Below are 15,832 nucleotides of genomic sequence, written 5' to 3'. Positions count from 1 at the left end.
ACAGTTTAGCGTCTTTTACTGAATGTGAAATACGGATTCAGTGATTTTCGTTAAAAATTTGTAAATTCGCGCCGCGTAATATGATGATATGCATCACATTATTCCCCACGGGCCAGTCAAAAAGAGTCTCATAAATGCGTTTAACAATCATCCTGGTCGCCCCGGCCAGAGCGGAAAACATTGGCGCAGCGGCACGCGCCATGAAGACGATGGGGTTTACCGATTTACGTATCGTCGACAGTCAGGCTCACCTTGAACCCGCCACCCGTTGGGTCGCGCATGGTTCAGGTGATATTATTGATAATATTAGCGTTTTCCCTACCCTGGCGGAGGCTCTGCACGACGTTGAATTTACCGTCGCGACGACAGCCCGCAGCCGCGCGAAATTTCATTACTATGCAACGCCGGCAGAACTGGTGCCCTTGTTGCAGGAAAAGTCCGGCTGGATGAGTCACGCCGCACTGGTTTTTGGACGCGAAGATTCCGGGCTGACAAACGAAGAATTGGCGTTGGCGGATGTGCTGACGGGAGTTCCGATGGTGGCTGATTACCCTTCGCTCAATTTAGGCCAGGCGGTGATGGTCTACTGCTATCAATTAGCAGGTTTAATGCAACAATCCATAAAAGAGACTGAAACATCTGATGAGTTTCAGCTGCAGGCATTACGCGCACGAATTGTAAGGTTATTGGGCTCTCTGGACGTGGCTGACGACATCAAACTGGCGGATTGGTTGCAGCAACGCATTGGCCTGTTAGGGCAGCGGGACACCGCAATGTTGCACCGTTTACTGCATGATATTGAGAAAAATATAGCAAAATAAAATCTTACTCAGTTGTGATTTAATGGGTGTTTGTTCTGGTTTCAAGTGGTGTTTTCACTCTGTATTGGTTGAAAGTAAAGACGCAGGCAGCAGCTCGTGAACAAGTTTCGGAGTGTGATCAAATTAAAAATTTATTGACTTAAGTCATCAGATACTTTAACCAATATAGGCATACAGCACAGACAGATAAAAATTACAGAGAACACAACATCCATGAAACGCATCAGCACCACCATGACCACAACCATCACCATTACCACAGGTAACGGTGCGGGCTGACGCGTACAGGAAACACAGAAAAAAGCCCGCACCTAAACAGTGCGGGCTTTTTTTTCGACCAAAGGTAACGAGGTAACAACAATGCGAGTGTTGAAGTTCGGCGGTACATCAGTGGCAAATGCAGAACGCTTTCTGCGAGTTGCCGATATTCTGGAAAGCAATGCCAGGCAGGGGCAGGTCGCAACCGTGCTTTCTGCCCCTGCGAAAATTACTAACCATCTGGTGGCGATGATTGAAAAAACCATCGGAGGTCAGGATGCTTTACCCAATATCAGCGATGCCGAACGCATCTTTTCCGAACTTCTGACGGGACTCGCTGCCGCGCAACCGGGCTTTCCGTTGGCGCAATTGAAAGCCTTCGTCGAACACGAATTTGCGCAGATCAAACATGTGCTGCACGGCATCAGCCTGCTGGGGCAGTGCCCGGACAGCATCAACGCCGCGCTTATCTGCCGTGGTGAAAAAATGTCGATCGCCATTATGGCGGGCTTGCTGGAAGCGCGCGGCCACGGCGTGACGGTCATTGATCCGGTTGAGAAGTTACTGGCGGTTGGGCATTACCTCGAGTCCACCGTCGATATCGCTGAATCCACGCGTCGTATTGCGGCCGGGCGTATCCCCGCAGACCATATGGTGCTGATGGCAGGTTTTACCGCCGGGAATGATAAAGGTGAGCTGGTCGTGCTGGGGCGCAACGGCTCTGACTATTCGGCTGCTGTTCTGGCTGCCTGTTTACGCGCGGATTGTTGTGAGATCTGGACTGACGTTGATGGCGTGTACACCTGCGACCCTCGCCAGGTGCCGGATGCCAGATTACTGAAATCGATGTCTTATCAGGAAGCCATGGAGCTTTCCTACTTCGGCGCCAAAGTTCTCCACCCTCGCACGATTACCCCTATTGCTCAGTTTCCAGATCCCATGCCTGATTAAAAATACCGGAAACCCGCAAGCGCCCGGTACGCTGATTGGCGCCAGTTGCGATGATGACAATCTGCCGGTGAAAGGGATTTCGAATCTTAAACAACATGGCGATGTTCAGTGTTTCCGGTCCCGGTATGAAAGGGATGGTGGGAATGGCTGCGCGTGTGTTTGCCGCCATGTCTCGCGCCGGTATTTCGGTGGTCCTGATCACGCAGTCCTCTTCAGAGTACAGCATCAGTTTCTGTGTGCCGCAGGGCGACAGCGCACGTGCCCAGCGCGCGATGCAGGATGAATTCTACCTGGAACTGAAGAAGGTTTGCTGGAGCCGCTGGCGGTGACTGACCATCTGGCCATCATCTCTGTGGTGGGGGATGGCATGCGAACGCTGCGTGGCATTTCGGCAAAATTCTTCGCGGCGCTGGCTCGCGCCAACATCAATATCGTCGCCATTGCACAAGGCTCTTCCGAGCGTTCTATTTCTGTGGTGGTAAACAATGACGATGCAACAACCGGTGTACGCGTAACACACCAGATGCTGTTCAATACCGATCAGGTCATTGAAGTGTTTGTCATCGGTGTCGGCGGCGTTGGCGGCGCGTTACTGGAACAGCTCAAACGCCAGCAGAGCTGGCTGAAGAATAAACATATCGATCTGCGCGTGTGCGGTGTGGCGAACTCAAAGGCGCTGCTGACCAATGTGCATGGGTTGAATCTGGAAAACTGGCAGGCGGAACTGGCGGAAGCGAAAGAGCCTTTCAACTTAGGCCGTTTAATTCGTCTGGTGAAGGAATATCACCTGCTCAACCCTGTCATTGTGGATTGCACCTCCAGCCAGGCTGTTGCGGATCAGTACGCAGACTTCCTGCGCGAAGGTTTCCATGTGGTGACGCCAAACAAGAAGGCGAACACCTCGTCGATGGATTACTACCATCAGCTGCGTTTTGCTGCGGAAAAATCGCGGCGCAAATTTTTATATGACACGAACGTTGGCGCGGGCCTGCCGGTGATTGAAAACCTGCAAAACCTGCTCAATGCGGGGGACGAGCTGCAAAAATTCTCCGGTATTCTCTCCGGCTCGCTCTCATTTATCTTCGGTAAACTGGATGAAGGGATGAGCCTCTCGCAGGCCACCACACAGGCTCGTGAGATGGGTTACACCGAACCCGATCCGCGAGACGATCTCTCCGGAATGGATGTTGCACGCAAACTGCTGATCCTCGCCCGTGAAACGGGTCGGGCACTGGAGCTTTCCGATATCGTGATCGAACCGGTGTTACCAGAAGGGTTTGATGATTCTGGGCGATGTGGGCAGCGTTTATGACGAATCTGCCGCAGCTTGATGACGCGTTTGCGCACGCGTGGGCGAAAGCCCGTGGCGAGCCTGATGAGGGTAAAGTGTTGCGCTATGTGGGCAACATTGAAGAGGACGGCGTTTGCCGCGTGAAGATTGCCGAGGTCGATGGCAACGATCCGCTGTTCAAAGTGAAAAACGGCGAAAACGCGCTGGCGTTCTACAGCCACTATTATCAACCGTTGCCGCTGGTGTTGCGCGGTTATGGTGCAGGCAACGACGTGACGGCGGCGGGCGTATTTGCCGATCTGCTGCGTACCCTTTCATGGAAGTTAGGAGTTTAAGATGGTGAAAGTTTATGCTCCGGCTTCCAGCGCCAATATGAGCGTTGGGTTTGATGTCCTTGGGGCGGCGGTGACGCCCGTTGATGGTTCGCTGTTGGGCGACGTGGTTACCGTTGAAGCCGCAGACAGCTTTCGTCTGGATAATCGGGGGCACTTTGCTGACAAACTGCCACCAGAGCCGCGTGAAAACATTGTCTATCAGTGTTGGGAGCGTTTTTGCCAGGAGCTTGGCAAGCAAATCCCGGTGGCGATGACGCTGGAAAAGAACATGCCGATAGGTTCTGGGTTAGGTTCCAGCGCCTGTTCCGTCGTTGCTGCGCTGGTGGCGATGAACGAACACTGCGGTAAACCGCTGAACGATACGCGACTGCTGGCCATTATGGGTGAGCTGGAAGGACGTATCTCCGGCAGCATTCATTACGATAACGTCGCGCCGTGTTTTCTGGGCGGCATGCAGTTGATGATTGAAGAAAACGGCATAATTAGCCAACAAGTGCCAGGCTTTGATGAGTGGCTATGGGTACTTGCTTATCCGGGGATCAAAGTGTCCACGGCGGAAGCCCGCGCGATTTTACCCGCGCAGTACCGTCGTCAGGATTGCATTGCCCACGGGCGGCACCTGGCCGGATTTATTCATGCCTGTTATTCCCGTCAGCCGCAGCTTGCTGCAAAGCTGATGAAAGATGTGATTGCTGAGCCCTATCGCGCGCGTCTGCTGCCAGGTTTTAGCCAGGCACGTCAGGCGGTGGCGGAGATCGGCGCGCTGACCAGCGGTATTTCCGGGTCCGGACCGACGCTGTTCGCGCTGTGCGATAAACCGGATACCGCTCAACGCGTAGCGGATTGGCCTGACTAAACATTATCTGCAAATCAGGAAGGCTTTGTTCATATTTGCCGTCTGGACACGGCGGGCGCACGAGTACTGGGATAATTAATGAAACTCTATAATTTAAAAGATCACAATGAACAGGTCAGCTTTGCGCAGGCCGTCACGCAGGGACTGGGCAAAAATCAGGGGTTATTCTTTCCGCATGAACTCCCGGAATTTAGCCTGACTGAGATTGATGAGATGCTGAACCAGGACTTCATTGTCCGCAGCGCTAAGATCCTCTCAGCATTCATTGGGGATGAGATCCCGCAGGAGATCCTTGAAGAGCGTGTACGCTCGGCGTTTGCGTTCCCGGCGCCAGTGGCAAAGGTAGAAAGCGATGTTGGCTGTCTCGAGTTGTTTCACGGACCCACGCTGGCGTTTAAAGATTTCGGCGGGCGTTTTATGGCGCAGATGCTGACACATATCAGCGGCGATAAACCGGTCACTATCCTGACAGCGACCTCCGGCGATACCGGTGCGGCAGTGGCTCACGCTTTTTATGGCCTGAAAAATGTGCGTGTCGTTATTCTCTACCCGCACGGTAAGATCAGCCCGTTGCAGGAAAAACTGTTTTGTACGCTTGGCGGCAACATTGAGACCGTGGCGATCGACGGTGATTTTGATGCCTGCCAGGCCCTGGTGAAGCAGGCGTTTGATGATGAAGCGCTGAAGCAGGCACTGGGACTGAACTCGGCTAACTCTATTAACATCAGCCGTCTGTTAGCGCAGATTTGTTACTACTTCGAAGCGGTTGCACAGTTGCCGCAAGAGGCACGTAATCAGCTGGTGGTTTCTGTTCCTAGCGGCAACTTCGGCGATCTGACCGCGGGCCTGCTGGCGAAATCGCTCGGCCTGCCGGTGAAGCGTTTTATCGCGGCCACCAACGTCAATGATACCGTACCGCGCTTCCTGCATGACGGGCAGTGGGCGCCTAAGGCGACGCAGGCGACCCTGTCGAATGCCATGGATGTCAGTCAGCCGAATAACTGGCCGCGTGTGGAGGAGTTGTTCCGCCGTAAGATCTGGCGTCTGAATGAACTGGGTTACGCGGCGGTGGACGACGCGACGACGCAAGAGACGATGCGTGAGTTAAAAGCGGTGGGTTACACTTCAGAACCGCATGCGGCGGTAGCCTACCGTGCGTTGCGCGATCAATTGCACCCTGGCGAGTATGGCCTGTTCCTGGGAACCGCGCATCCGGCAAAATTTAAAGAGAGCGTGGAAGCCATTCTCGGCGAAACGCTGGATCTGCCAAAAGAGCTGGCGGACCGTGCTGATTTGCCGCTGCTTTCTCATCATCTGCCCGCCGATTTCGCGGCGCTACGTCAGTTGATGATGACGCGCAGCTAGTTGCTGTGCCGGATGGCGATGCTGACGCGTCTTATCCGGCACGCTTCAATTACTGCTCGTGGCGTTTAAACACCAGTTCACCCTGTCCTGACGCTTCTTCATCAAAGAAATAGCCTTCGCTGTTAAAGCCGGTGAGTTGCTCCGGCGTCGTCAGGCGATTTTCAATAATGTAGCGACTCATCAGACCGCGCGCTTTTTTGGCGTAGAAACTGATGACCTTGAACTTGCCGTTTTTCTCATCGAGGAAAACCGGTTTGATAAGTTCGGCGTTCAGTTTCTTCGGCTTCACTGATTTAAAGTATTCGTCTGACGCCAGGTTGATGACAACCTGATCCCCTTGTGCTTTCAGGGCTTCATTGAGCTTTTCAGTGATCGTATCGCCCCAGAATTGGTAGAGATCTTTCCCTTTCGCGTTTTCAAGGCGAATCCCCATTTCCAGACGATAGGGTTGCATCAAATCCAGCGGGCGCAAGACGCCATACAAACCGGAGAGCATGCGCAAATGTTGTTGGGCGAAGTCAAAATCCGCATCGCTGAAGGTTTCTGCGCGCAGTCCGGTGTAGACATCCCCTTTGAACGCAAGAATAGCCTGACGCGCATTGTCGGGGGAGAAGTTGGGTTGCCAGTCGTGAAAGCGGGTGGCGTTGAGGTCGGCCAGCTTGTCGCTTATTCCCATCAGTTTACCCAATCTGCGGGGCAGAGAGTTTACGCGCCTCGTGGATAAGCTGCTGGGAGTGATCCAGCAGCTCGGGCAGGGTATGACGCGTAGTCGCCAGCGGGCTCTGGTAATCGAGCGTTTTTGCAGGTGAAATGAGAATCAGCATATCCAGTCCTTGCGGGAAATTTACTGCGACTTTAGCAAAAAAAACGACAGAATTGATCGATGGCTGCGATTACCTTGTGTCATTCCGATCGCCTGTCGTGGTCTTCCCAGCTCCCTGGCGCCAACTGTTGGCCGATATCAGGATAACGAAGCGGATCAAAGACGGGCCGTACGCCGAGTTTGCGCTGACGCAGGTAATCTCCCGCCAGGGTATACACCACCGGAGAGAGTAACAGTATTGCGGTCAGGTTGGTGATCGCCATGCAGGCCATAATAATGTCGGCCAGTTGCCATACAACCGGCAGGCTCAGCAGCGTTCCCAGAACAACCATACAGACGGTGGTTATACGCAATATCCAGACATTTCGGCCGTTGTCCAACTGAAGAAAAATCAGGTTGTTTTCGGCGTAAATATAGTTGGCGGACGATCGAGCTGAAGGCAAACAGCACCACAATCAACGCGACGAATCCTGCTCCCCATTCTCCGGTCAATGAGGTCATGGCCCGCTGAACAAGCTGAATACCTTCGGTCGGCATATAGGCGGTGCCGGTGGTCGGCCAGTAAAATGATCATGGCGCTGGCCGTACAAATAATCACTGTGTCGGTAAACACACCGATCATTTGCACAATGCCCTGCGCGGCAGGATGGGGAGGCCATGATGCTGCCGCCGCTGCGGCGTTAGGCGTGGGACCCCATACCGGCTTCATTCGAGAACATGCCCCGCTGAAATCCACTGGTAATGGCCTGGCTGAGCGTATAGCCAGCAACACCTGCCGTTGCTTCCTGCCAGCCGAAGGCACTCTTCACGATAGCGGCAATGATGCCGGGGAGTTGGTCTATATGCCAGACACAGATCGCCACACTGGCAGTAAGCCACAGCAAGGCCATCACGGGGACAAACCACTGCATGAGCCGTGCGACGCCTTTGATTCCGCGAATGATTACCAGCAATGCCAGAGACGCCAGGAGCAGACCGGAATAAAGGGGAGGTATGTCAAAGGCAAAATTCAGTGCCCGCGCGACGGAGTTCGCCTGGACGCTGTTAAAAATAATACCGTAAGCAATAAGTAAGAAGACGGCAAAGAGAACGCCATCCAGCGCATGCCGAGTCCTCGTGCCATATACCAGGCCGGACCGCCGCGAAACTGGCCTTTGCTGTCGTGTTCTTTATAGAGTTGGGCGAGCGAGCACTCAGCAAAGGATGTCGCCATACCTATTAGCGCTGAAACCCACATCCAGAATACCGCGCCGGGGCCGCCTGCGGAGATCGCGACGGCGACGCCCGCTAAATTGCCGCTGCCAATACGGGCGGCAAGGCTGGTGCACAGTGCCTGAAATGACGTTAAACCGCCGGGTTGTGGGGTAAGGCTATTTTCAGGACTTTTGCCAAACTGGCGAATATAGCGAAATTGAACGAATCCGGTACGGTAAGTGAACCAACATCCTGCGCCAAAGAGCAGGTAGATCATTACCGATCCCCAAAGTACGTCATTAATAAATGATAAAAAATCAGGCATTAACATCCCTCTTGTTGATGCCGGTACGCTTCGATTTCCCTGTGTAAGCGTTACCAATTTGTATGCAGTATATACCCTACAATGCGATTAATAACAGGATCCTATGATACACAAGACGGTGGTCAGTAATGCCGTGCAGGGTCAATGTCGCGTTAAAAACCGCATCGGGCGGATAACCGTATTGTCTTCGGTTGCGATGTCAGTGCGTCGTGTTATCATCAGGGCAGACCGGTTACATCCCCCTAACAAGCTGTTTAAAGAGAAACACTATCATGACGGACAAATTGACCTCCCTTCGTCAGTTCACTACCGTGGTGGCTGACACCGGAGACATCGCGGCAATGAAGCTGTACCAGCCGCAGGATGCCACAACTAACCCTTCTCTCATTCTGAATGCAGCGCAGATCCCGGAATACCGTAAGCTGATTGATGACGCCGTTGCCTGGGCTAAGCAGCAGAGTAACGACCGCGCACAGCAAGTGGTTGATGCCACTGACAAGCTGGCGGTGAACATTGGTCTGGAGATCCTGAAGCTGGTCCCTGGCCGTATCTCTACCGAAGTTGACGCGCGTCTGTCTTACGACACCGAAGCGTCTATCGCGAAAGCGAAGCGTCTGATCAAACTCTATAACGATGCGGGCATCAGCAACGATCGTATTCTGATCAAACTGGCTTCCACCTGGCAGGGCATTCGTGCTGCGGAACAGCTGGAAAAAGAAGGCATCAACTGTAACCTGACGCTGCTGTTCTCCTTCGCGCAGGCTCGTGCATGTGCAGAAGCTGGCGTGTATCTGATTTCTCCGTTCGTAGGCCGTATTCTTGACTGGTATAAAACCAATACCGACAAAAAAGAGTACGCACCGGCTGAAGATCCGGGTGTCGTTTCTGTGACGGAAATCTACGAGTACTACAAACAGCACGGCTACGAAACAGTGGTGATGGGCGCAAGCTTCCGCAACATGGGTGAGATTCTGGAGCTGGCGGGTTGCGATCGTCTGACTATCGCGCCTGCATTGCTGAAAGAGCTGGCTGAAAGCGAAGGCGCTGTTGAGCGTAAACTGTCCTTCTCTGGCGAAGTGAAAGCGCGTCCGGAACGCATCACTGAGGCTGAATTCCTGTGGCAGCACAACCAGGATCCGATGGCTGTAGACAAACTGGCGGACGGTATCCGTAAGTTTGCTGTAGACCAGGGTAAACTGGAAAAAATGATCGGCGATCTGCTGTAATCATTTTTAGCGTGGCCCTGATACGGGTCACGCTAACCCCTCTGAAACCTGTCTGTCCGTCCCTTCGCAGTGTATCATTCTGTTTAACGAGACTGTTTAAACGGAATAATCATGAACACCTTACGTATTGGCTTAGTTTCCATCTCAGACCGCGCCTCCAGCGGTGTTTATCAGGACAAAGGTATCCCGGCTCTGGAAGAGTGGCTGGCCGCCGCCCTGACCACGCCTTTTGAAGTGCAAACCCGACTGATACCGGATGAACAGGCGATTATTGAACAAACGCTGTGTGAACTGGTCGACGAGATGAGTTGTCACCTGGTGCTGACGACAGGCGGAACCGGGCCTGCGCGCCGCGACGTTACGCCGGATGCGACGCTGGCCGTCGCTGACCGGGAAATGCCCGGCTTTGGCGAACAGATGCGCCAGATCAGTCTGCACTTTGTGCCAACGGCAATTCTCTCTCGCCAGGTGGGCGTTATTCGCAAACAGGCGCTGATCCTTAATTTGCCAGGACAACCTAAATCCATCAAAGAAACGCTGGAAGGGGTGAAAGATGCGGACGGCAAAGCGCTGGTGGCGGGGATTTTTGCCAGTGTACCGTATTGTATACAGCTGCTGGATGGCCCGTATGTGGAAACAGCACCCGACGTGGTAGCATCATTCCGCCCGAAAAGCGCTATCCGCGATACAAACGCCTGAAGTTAACCGTTTCGTGACATAAGCGGTGAAGTGAGTGGAGTATTGAATTGTTTACGATATAGTAATTTTTAATTTACATATCGCTTAACCCAATCAATAACTCCACTTTACTCATGGTTTGCTATGTCACAACACACACGACCTCTGAATCGTCAGGATTATAAAACCCTTACGCTGGCCGCTCTCGGTGGTGCGCTTGAGTTTTATGACTTCATTATTTTTGTCTTCTTCGCGGCTGTCGTTGGCGAACTGTTTTTCCCTGCTGATATCCCAGAATGGCTCCGTCAGGTGCAGACCTTTGGCATCTTTGCGGCCGGTTATCTGGCGCGTCCACTGGGAGGCATCATCATGGCGCACTTTGGCGACCTGGTGGGGCGTAAGAAAATGTTCACCCTGAGCATTTTGTTGATGGCCGTGCCGACGCTGGCGATAGGTCTGTTACCTACCTTTTCCTCCCTGGGATTCAGTGCCCCCCCCACCCCCCCCCCCCCGCCGTTGCTGCTGTTACTGATGCGCATTTTGCAGGGAGCGGCCATTGGCGGTGAAGTCCCAGGCGCGTGGGTGTTTGTGGCGGAGCATGTTCCTGAACGTCGGATAGGGATCGCCTGCGGGACGCTGACCGCGGGATTAACGGTGGGGATCCTGCTCGGCTCTGTCGTTGCCACGCTGATTAACACCAGCATGACTCAACAGGCAGTACACGATTATGGCTGGCGTATCCCCTTCCTGCTCGGGGGTGTTTTCGGCCTTGTGGCGATGTATTTACGCCGTTGGTTGCAGGAAACGCCCATCTTCCTCGAGATGCAGCAGCGTAAAGCGTTGGCGCAGGAACTTCCGGTAAAATCTGTTGTGGTTAATCACCGAAAAGCGGTGGTTGTCTCAATGATGCTGACCTGGCTTTTGTCGGCAGGTATTGTGGTGGTGATTTTGATGTCGCCAGTCTGGCTGCAAAAACAATACGGTTTTGCGCCAGCGCTGACCCTACAGGCAAACAGCATCGCAACCATCATGCTGTGTGTGGGATGTTTGCTGGCTGGACTGGCCGCCGATCGTTTTGGTGCCAGTAAGACTTTCATTGTGGGGAGCCTGCTGCTGGCCTGCTCAAGCTGGTTCTTTTATCACTTATCAGGCGCGCATCCGGAGCAGTTATTCTTCCTCTACGGCGTTGTCGGGCTGTGTGTCGGTGTGGTGGGGGCAGTGCCCTATGTCATGGTCAGAGCCTTTCCGGCGGAGGTTCGCTTCACCGGCATTTCATTTTCTTACAATGTCTCGTATGCGATTTTTGGGGGACTGACGCCGATTTTCGTTACCGTGCTGATGGGCGTTTCGCCGATGGCGCCTGCCTGGTATGTGCTGGCGTTATCGCTGATAGGGTTGGGATTAGGATTGTGGCTGCGTCAGGATATTTATTACCGCGACATCCATGATGAGGCAAAACTGCAGAAAGAGTAAAAAATATCCCCCCGGTCGGGGGGATATTAAAAAATTAGTGCGCTTCGCCGATAGGCAGAATGGTGCGTCCAAACTGCTCGTTCAGCACTTCGCCCATGGCCAGATAGATGGCGCTGGAGCCGCAAACTAAGCCCACCCAGCCTGCAAAGTGGATCACCGCCGCATTACCGCCGATGTTGCCGACAGCCAGCAGAGCAAACAGCACTGTCAGACTCAGGAAGACAAACTGCAGTGCACGGTTAGCCTTCAGCGTACCGATGAACATGAACAGCGTGAACACGCCCCACAGTCCCAAATACACGCCCAGGAACTGCGTATTGGGTGCATCTGTCAGACCCATTTTCGGCATTAACAGGATCGCGACCAGCGTCAGCCAGAAGGAGCCGTAAGAGGTGAATGCGGTTAAGCCGAAGGTGTTGCCTTTCTTGTATTCCAGCAGGCCGGCAAAGATCTGCGCGATACCGCCGTAGAAAATCCCCATCGCGAGAATAATACCGTCAAGAGCAAATAAACCCACGTTATGCAGGTTAAGCAGAATGGTGGTCATGCCGAAACCCATCAGGCCCAGCGGCGCCGGATTAGCCAACTTAGTGTTGCCCATAATTCCTCAAAATCATCATTGATTGAATGGTGAAATAGTTTCCCCGAAAAAGCAGTATGAGTTCGGGGCGCGGCATAATAATCACGGGGAAGAGGGCTGTCTATGATCTACCAGGGGTAAAATGAAGTATTTTTCCCCTGGTGAGCGTATTACTTTTGAGTGACGCTGATCACACGGCGCAGACAGGCAATTTGCAGTACTGCCGGAATGGTGACGCGATAGGCGCTGCCGCTCACGGCTTTTACGCCGTTTAATGCCGCGCCTACTGGCCCTCCAAGGCCCACGCCGCGTAGCAACCCGTGACCGAGTACATTCATGGCTGCATGCGTGCGCAGGATTTGGCTTAGTTGGCTGGAGAGCAGGTGAGAGACGCCTTTCGCCAGCTGGCTATCTTTCATTAACAGCGGCAACAGCTCTTCCAGTTCGCTCACTCTGGCATCAACAGCCTGCAGAAATTCTTGCTTATGTCCGGCGTCCATCTTTTGCCAGGTATTGCGTAAAAAGTTCTCCAGTAGCTGCTGCTCAATATCAAAAGTGGACATCTCTTTATCCGCTTTGAGCTTTAGCCTTTTAGAGACATCCAGCAATATTGCGCGATACAGCTTCCCGTGACCCCGCACTTTATTGGCAATGCTGTCGCCGCCATAATGCTGAAGCTCACCCGCAATCAGCTTCCAGTTACGGCGATGCTGCTCGGGATGCCCTTCCATGGCTTTGAACAGTTCGTTATGGCTGAGGACGCCCGACAGGCGAGCTTTGCCTTTTTCGTTATGGGTAAGCAGGCGGGCAAAGTTGGCTAACTGTTCCTCGCTGCAATGCTGCAAAAAATCCAGGTCCTCGTCATTCAGATAGGTGACATTCATGGTTGTTCAACTTCTACAATGGGTGAAATAAAGGAATCAGGTCAGTCATCGCCAATGATTTTGAGCGTAGCCATATCGGAAGAATTCACCGTGTGGCCTGAGAAGGTGATTTTTGCGACGCAGCGTTTATTGTCGTTATCGCTGTTGATATTGATCCAACCGGTGGTTTGCCCCTCTTTAATGCTGGAAGGAATATTCAGACTCTGGCTGGCGCTGTGCAGCGTTTTGAAATAGACAGAGGCGCCGCTCAGTTGTACATCACCGTGATCCGCCGTTAATTGAATACGTTTCACCATGCGGCAAACCGGCAGTTTAAGCGCGAGATCGTTGGTTTCATTTCGGGGCATGGCGATGACGCCCAGAACTTTATGGTCGTTAGCATGGGCTGTACTGGCCAGCAGTAGCCCCATAAGTAAGCTGGCGGAAATCGATAGGGTCGTTCTCATGGCATTTCTCTCTGGCGTGTTCAGGGGGATCCCTGTCTGTATAGTAACGCCGTCAGCTTAACGATTCAGTTGTGTAATCTTTTCTTTTTATTACAATTTTTTCGTAAATGGGTATGTTTTTATTATCTATTTTGTGAATGATTTAGACGAGGGAAACAGACTCTCCGGGCCGGAGAACGGTCGTCTTATTGTGCTTTTCTCGCGCTTATTTTTTCTTCGCTGCAAAAAAAATTTTCACGCCCCCCTTGATGACGTGGGTTACGACCCCATCTTGTAGTCAACCGCAGTGAGTGAGTCTGAAAAAAAACGATTCAGGGTAGTTGAAACCGCACGTTTCGCCCTTATTACAGATTCACAACCACATGATGACCGAATTTTTAGTGGAGACGTTTAGATGGGTAAAATTATTGGTATCGACCTGGGTACTACCAACTCTTGTGTAGCGATTATGGATGGCACTACTGCACGTGTGCTGGAGAATGCCGAGGGCGATCGCACCACGCCTTCTATCATTGCTTATACCCAGGATGGTGAAACTCTGGTTGGTCAGCCGGCTAAACGTCAGGCAGTGACAAACCCGCAAAACACCCTGTTTGCGATTAAACGCCTGATTGGTCGCCGCTTCCAGGACGAAGAAGTACAGCGTGATGAAGCCATCATGCCGTACAAAATCATCGGTGCTGACAACGGTGATGCATGGATTGACGTAAAAGGTCAAAAAATGGCACCGCCGCAGATCTCTGCTGAAGTGCTGAAGAAAATGAAGAAAACGGCTGAAGATTACCTGGGCGAACCGGTAACTGAAGCGGTTATCACCGTACCTGCTTACTTCAACGATGCTCAGCGTCAGGCAACTAAAGATGCCGGTCGTATCGCAGGTCTGGAAGTCAAACGTATCATCAACGAACCAACCGCAGCTGCTCTGGCATACGGTCTGGATAAAGAAGTCGGCAACCGTACTATCGCGGTATATGACCTCGGTGGCGGTACTTTCGATATCTCTATTATCGAAATCGACGAAGTTGACGGCGAAAAAACCTTCGAAGTACTGGCAACCAACGGTGATACCCACCTGGGTGGTGAAGATTTCGACAGCCGTATGATCAACTACCTGGTTGACGAGTTTAAGAAAGATCAGGGCATTGACCTGCGCAACGATCCGCTGGCAATGCAGCGCCTGAAAGAAGCCGCAGAAAAAGCGAAAATCGAACTGTCTTCTGCGCAGCAGACCGACGTGAACCTGCCGTACATCACTGCAGACGCGACCGGTCCGAAACATATGAACATCAAAGTGACCCGTGCGAAACTGGAAAGCCTGGTAGAAGACCTGGTGAACCGTTCCATCGAGCCGCTGAAAGTTGCTCTGCAGGATGCTGGTCTGTCTGTTTCTGACGTTCAGGATGTTATCCTGGTCGGCGGTCAGACTCGTATGCCGATGGTGCAGAAGAAAGTTGCTGAGTTCTTCGGTAAAGAACCGCGTAAAGACGTTAACCCGGACGAAGCTGTTGCAATCGGTGCAGCTGTTCAGGGTGGTGTACTGACTGGTGATGTGAAAGACGTACTGCTGCTGGACGTTACCCCGCTGTCTCTGGGTATCGAAACTATGGGCGGCGTGATGACGGCGCTGATCAGCAAAAACACCACCATCCCGACCAAGCACAGCCAGGTGTTCTCTACCGCTGAAGACAACCAGTCTGCGGTAACCATCCACGTGCTGCAGGGTGAACGTAAACGTGCCGCAGATAACAAAGATCTGGGTCAGTTTAACCTGGATGGCATCAGCCCAGCACCGCGCGGTATGCCGCAGATCGAAGTGACCTTCGATATTGATGCCGATGGTATCCTGCACGTTTCCGCGAAAGACAAAAACAGCGGTAAAGAGCAGAAGATCACCATCAAAGCGTCTTCTGGTCTGAACGAAGAAGAAATTCAGAAAATGGTTCGCGAAGCAGAAGCGAACGCAGAATCTGACCGTAAGTTTGAAGAGCTGGTTCAGACCCGCAACCAGGGCGACCATCTGCTGCACAGCACTCGCAAGCAGGTTGAAGAAGCAGGCGATAAACTGCCAGCTGACGACAAAACGGCTATCGAATCTGCTCTGACTGCGCTGGAAACGTCTTTGAAAGGCGAAGATAAAGCAGACATCGAAGCGAAAATGCAGGCGCTGGCGCAGGTTTCCCAGAAGCTGATGGAAATCGCTCAGCAGCAGCATGCACAGCAGCAGGCTGGTTCAGCTGATGCTTCTGCAAACAACGCGAAAGATGACGATGTTGTCGACGCTGAGTTTGAAGAAGTGAAAGACAAAAAATAATCGCCCTTTGAACGG

At 52.7% G+C, this 15,832-nt stretch carries 10 protein-coding genes, 4 pseudogenes and 1 other annotated feature; of the genes and pseudogenes, 9 read left to right on the top strand and 5 right to left on the bottom strand.

All coding sequences use genetic code 11. The features are described from left to right. Nucleotides 1-134: 134 nt before the first annotated feature. From P2W74_RS19495 to thrC, 5 genes and pseudogenes are all read left to right on the top strand, one after another. Nucleotides 135-821 (top strand): tRNA/rRNA methyltransferase, encoded by a 687-nt coding sequence (locus tag P2W74_RS19495; RefSeq protein ID WP_276292897.1) that lies wholly within the window; start codon nucleotides 135-137, stop codon nucleotides 819-821. A gap of 213 nt (nucleotides 822-1,034) precedes the next feature. After that, entirely contained in the window at nucleotides 1,035-1,100 is a 66-nt protein-coding gene (gene thrL / locus P2W74_RS19490) for a thr operon leader peptide (protein ID WP_276295231.1), read from the top strand. Continuing rightward, nucleotides 1,036-1,156: a sequence feature (Thr leader region), on the top strand. Its footprint overlaps the gene before it by 65 nt. Nucleotides 1,157-1,181: 25 nt before the next feature. Beyond that, nucleotides 1,182-3,656, top strand: a pseudogene (gene thrA, locus P2W74_RS19485) (bifunctional aspartate kinase/homoserine dehydrogenase I). Nucleotide 3,657: 1 nt separating this feature from the next. Continuing rightward, a pseudogene (gene thrB / locus P2W74_RS19480) lies at nucleotides 3,658-4,587 on the top strand (homoserine kinase). 3 nt (nucleotides 4,588-4,590) lie between these two features. After that, a complete protein-coding gene (gene thrC, locus P2W74_RS19475) occupies nucleotides 4,591-5,877 on the top strand; it encodes a threonine synthase (RefSeq protein ID WP_276292896.1) in 1,287 nt (428 codons plus the stop codon). A 49-nt stretch (nucleotides 5,878-5,926) separates the two neighbouring features. Here the strand turns inward: thrC and yaaA are convergent. Together yaaA and P2W74_RS19465 are read right to left on the bottom strand one after the other, a co-directional pair. Further along, nucleotides 5,927-6,701, bottom strand: a pseudogene (gene yaaA, locus P2W74_RS19470) (peroxide stress protein YaaA). Between the two features lie 79 nt (nucleotides 6,702-6,780). Beyond that, nucleotides 6,781-8,219, bottom strand: a pseudogene (locus P2W74_RS19465) (alanine/glycine:cation symporter family protein). 272 nt (nucleotides 8,220-8,491) lie between these two features. Here P2W74_RS19465 and tal point away from each other — a divergent pair. The 3 genes from tal to P2W74_RS19450 all read left to right on the top strand — a co-directional run bounded on the left by tal (nucleotide 8,492) and on the right by P2W74_RS19450 (nucleotide 11,596). Next, nucleotides 8,492-9,445, top strand: a complete 954-nt coding sequence (gene tal / locus P2W74_RS19460; RefSeq protein WP_276292895.1) for a transaldolase — start codon at nucleotides 8,492-8,494, stop codon at nucleotides 9,443-9,445. A gap of 111 nt (nucleotides 9,446-9,556) precedes the next feature. After that, complete coding sequence (gene mog, locus P2W74_RS19455) at nucleotides 9,557-10,144, top strand: molybdopterin adenylyltransferase (protein ID WP_276292894.1); 588 nt, start codon at nucleotides 9,557-9,559, stop codon at nucleotides 10,142-10,144. 123 nt (nucleotides 10,145-10,267) lie between these two features. Further along, a complete protein-coding gene (locus tag P2W74_RS19450; RefSeq protein WP_276292893.1) occupies nucleotides 10,268-11,596 on the top strand; it encodes an MFS transporter in 1,329 nt (442 codons plus the stop codon). 34 nt (nucleotides 11,597-11,630) lie between these two features. Here P2W74_RS19450 and satP read toward each other — a convergent pair whose 3' ends face one another. The 3 genes from satP to P2W74_RS19435 form a co-directional block, all read right to left on the bottom strand. After that, complete coding sequence (gene satP, locus P2W74_RS19445) at nucleotides 11,631-12,197, bottom strand: acetate uptake transporter (RefSeq protein WP_203358981.1); 567 nt, start codon at nucleotides 12,195-12,197, stop codon at nucleotides 11,631-11,633. Between the two features lie 149 nt (nucleotides 12,198-12,346). Beyond that, on the bottom strand, nucleotides 12,347-13,060 hold the full coding sequence (msyB, locus tag P2W74_RS19440; protein WP_276292892.1) for an acidic protein MsyB: 714 nt from the start codon (nucleotides 13,058-13,060) through the stop codon (nucleotides 12,347-12,349). A 41-nt stretch (nucleotides 13,061-13,101) separates the two neighbouring features. After that, on the bottom strand, nucleotides 13,102-13,506 hold the full coding sequence (locus P2W74_RS19435; protein ID WP_276292891.1) for a DUF2541 family protein: 405 nt from the start codon (nucleotides 13,504-13,506) through the stop codon (nucleotides 13,102-13,104). Nucleotides 13,507-13,900: 394 nt separating this feature from the next. Between P2W74_RS19435 and dnaK the strand changes: the two genes are divergently transcribed. Beyond that, nucleotides 13,901-15,817, top strand: coding sequence for a molecular chaperone DnaK (gene dnaK, locus P2W74_RS19430; RefSeq protein ID WP_192611009.1), 1,917 nt, complete (start codon nucleotides 13,901-13,903; stop codon nucleotides 15,815-15,817). The last annotated feature ends 15 nt before the right edge of the window (nucleotides 15,818-15,832 follow it).

The organism is Citrobacter enshiensis, from assembly GCF_029338175.1.
In the GTDB taxonomy this organism is placed as follows: Bacteria; Pseudomonadota; Gammaproteobacteria; order Enterobacterales; family Enterobacteriaceae; genus Citrobacter_D; species Citrobacter_D enshiensis.
The sequence above is the reverse complement of the archived record's forward strand: the minus strand, read 5'-3'. Positions and strand labels throughout refer to the sequence as shown.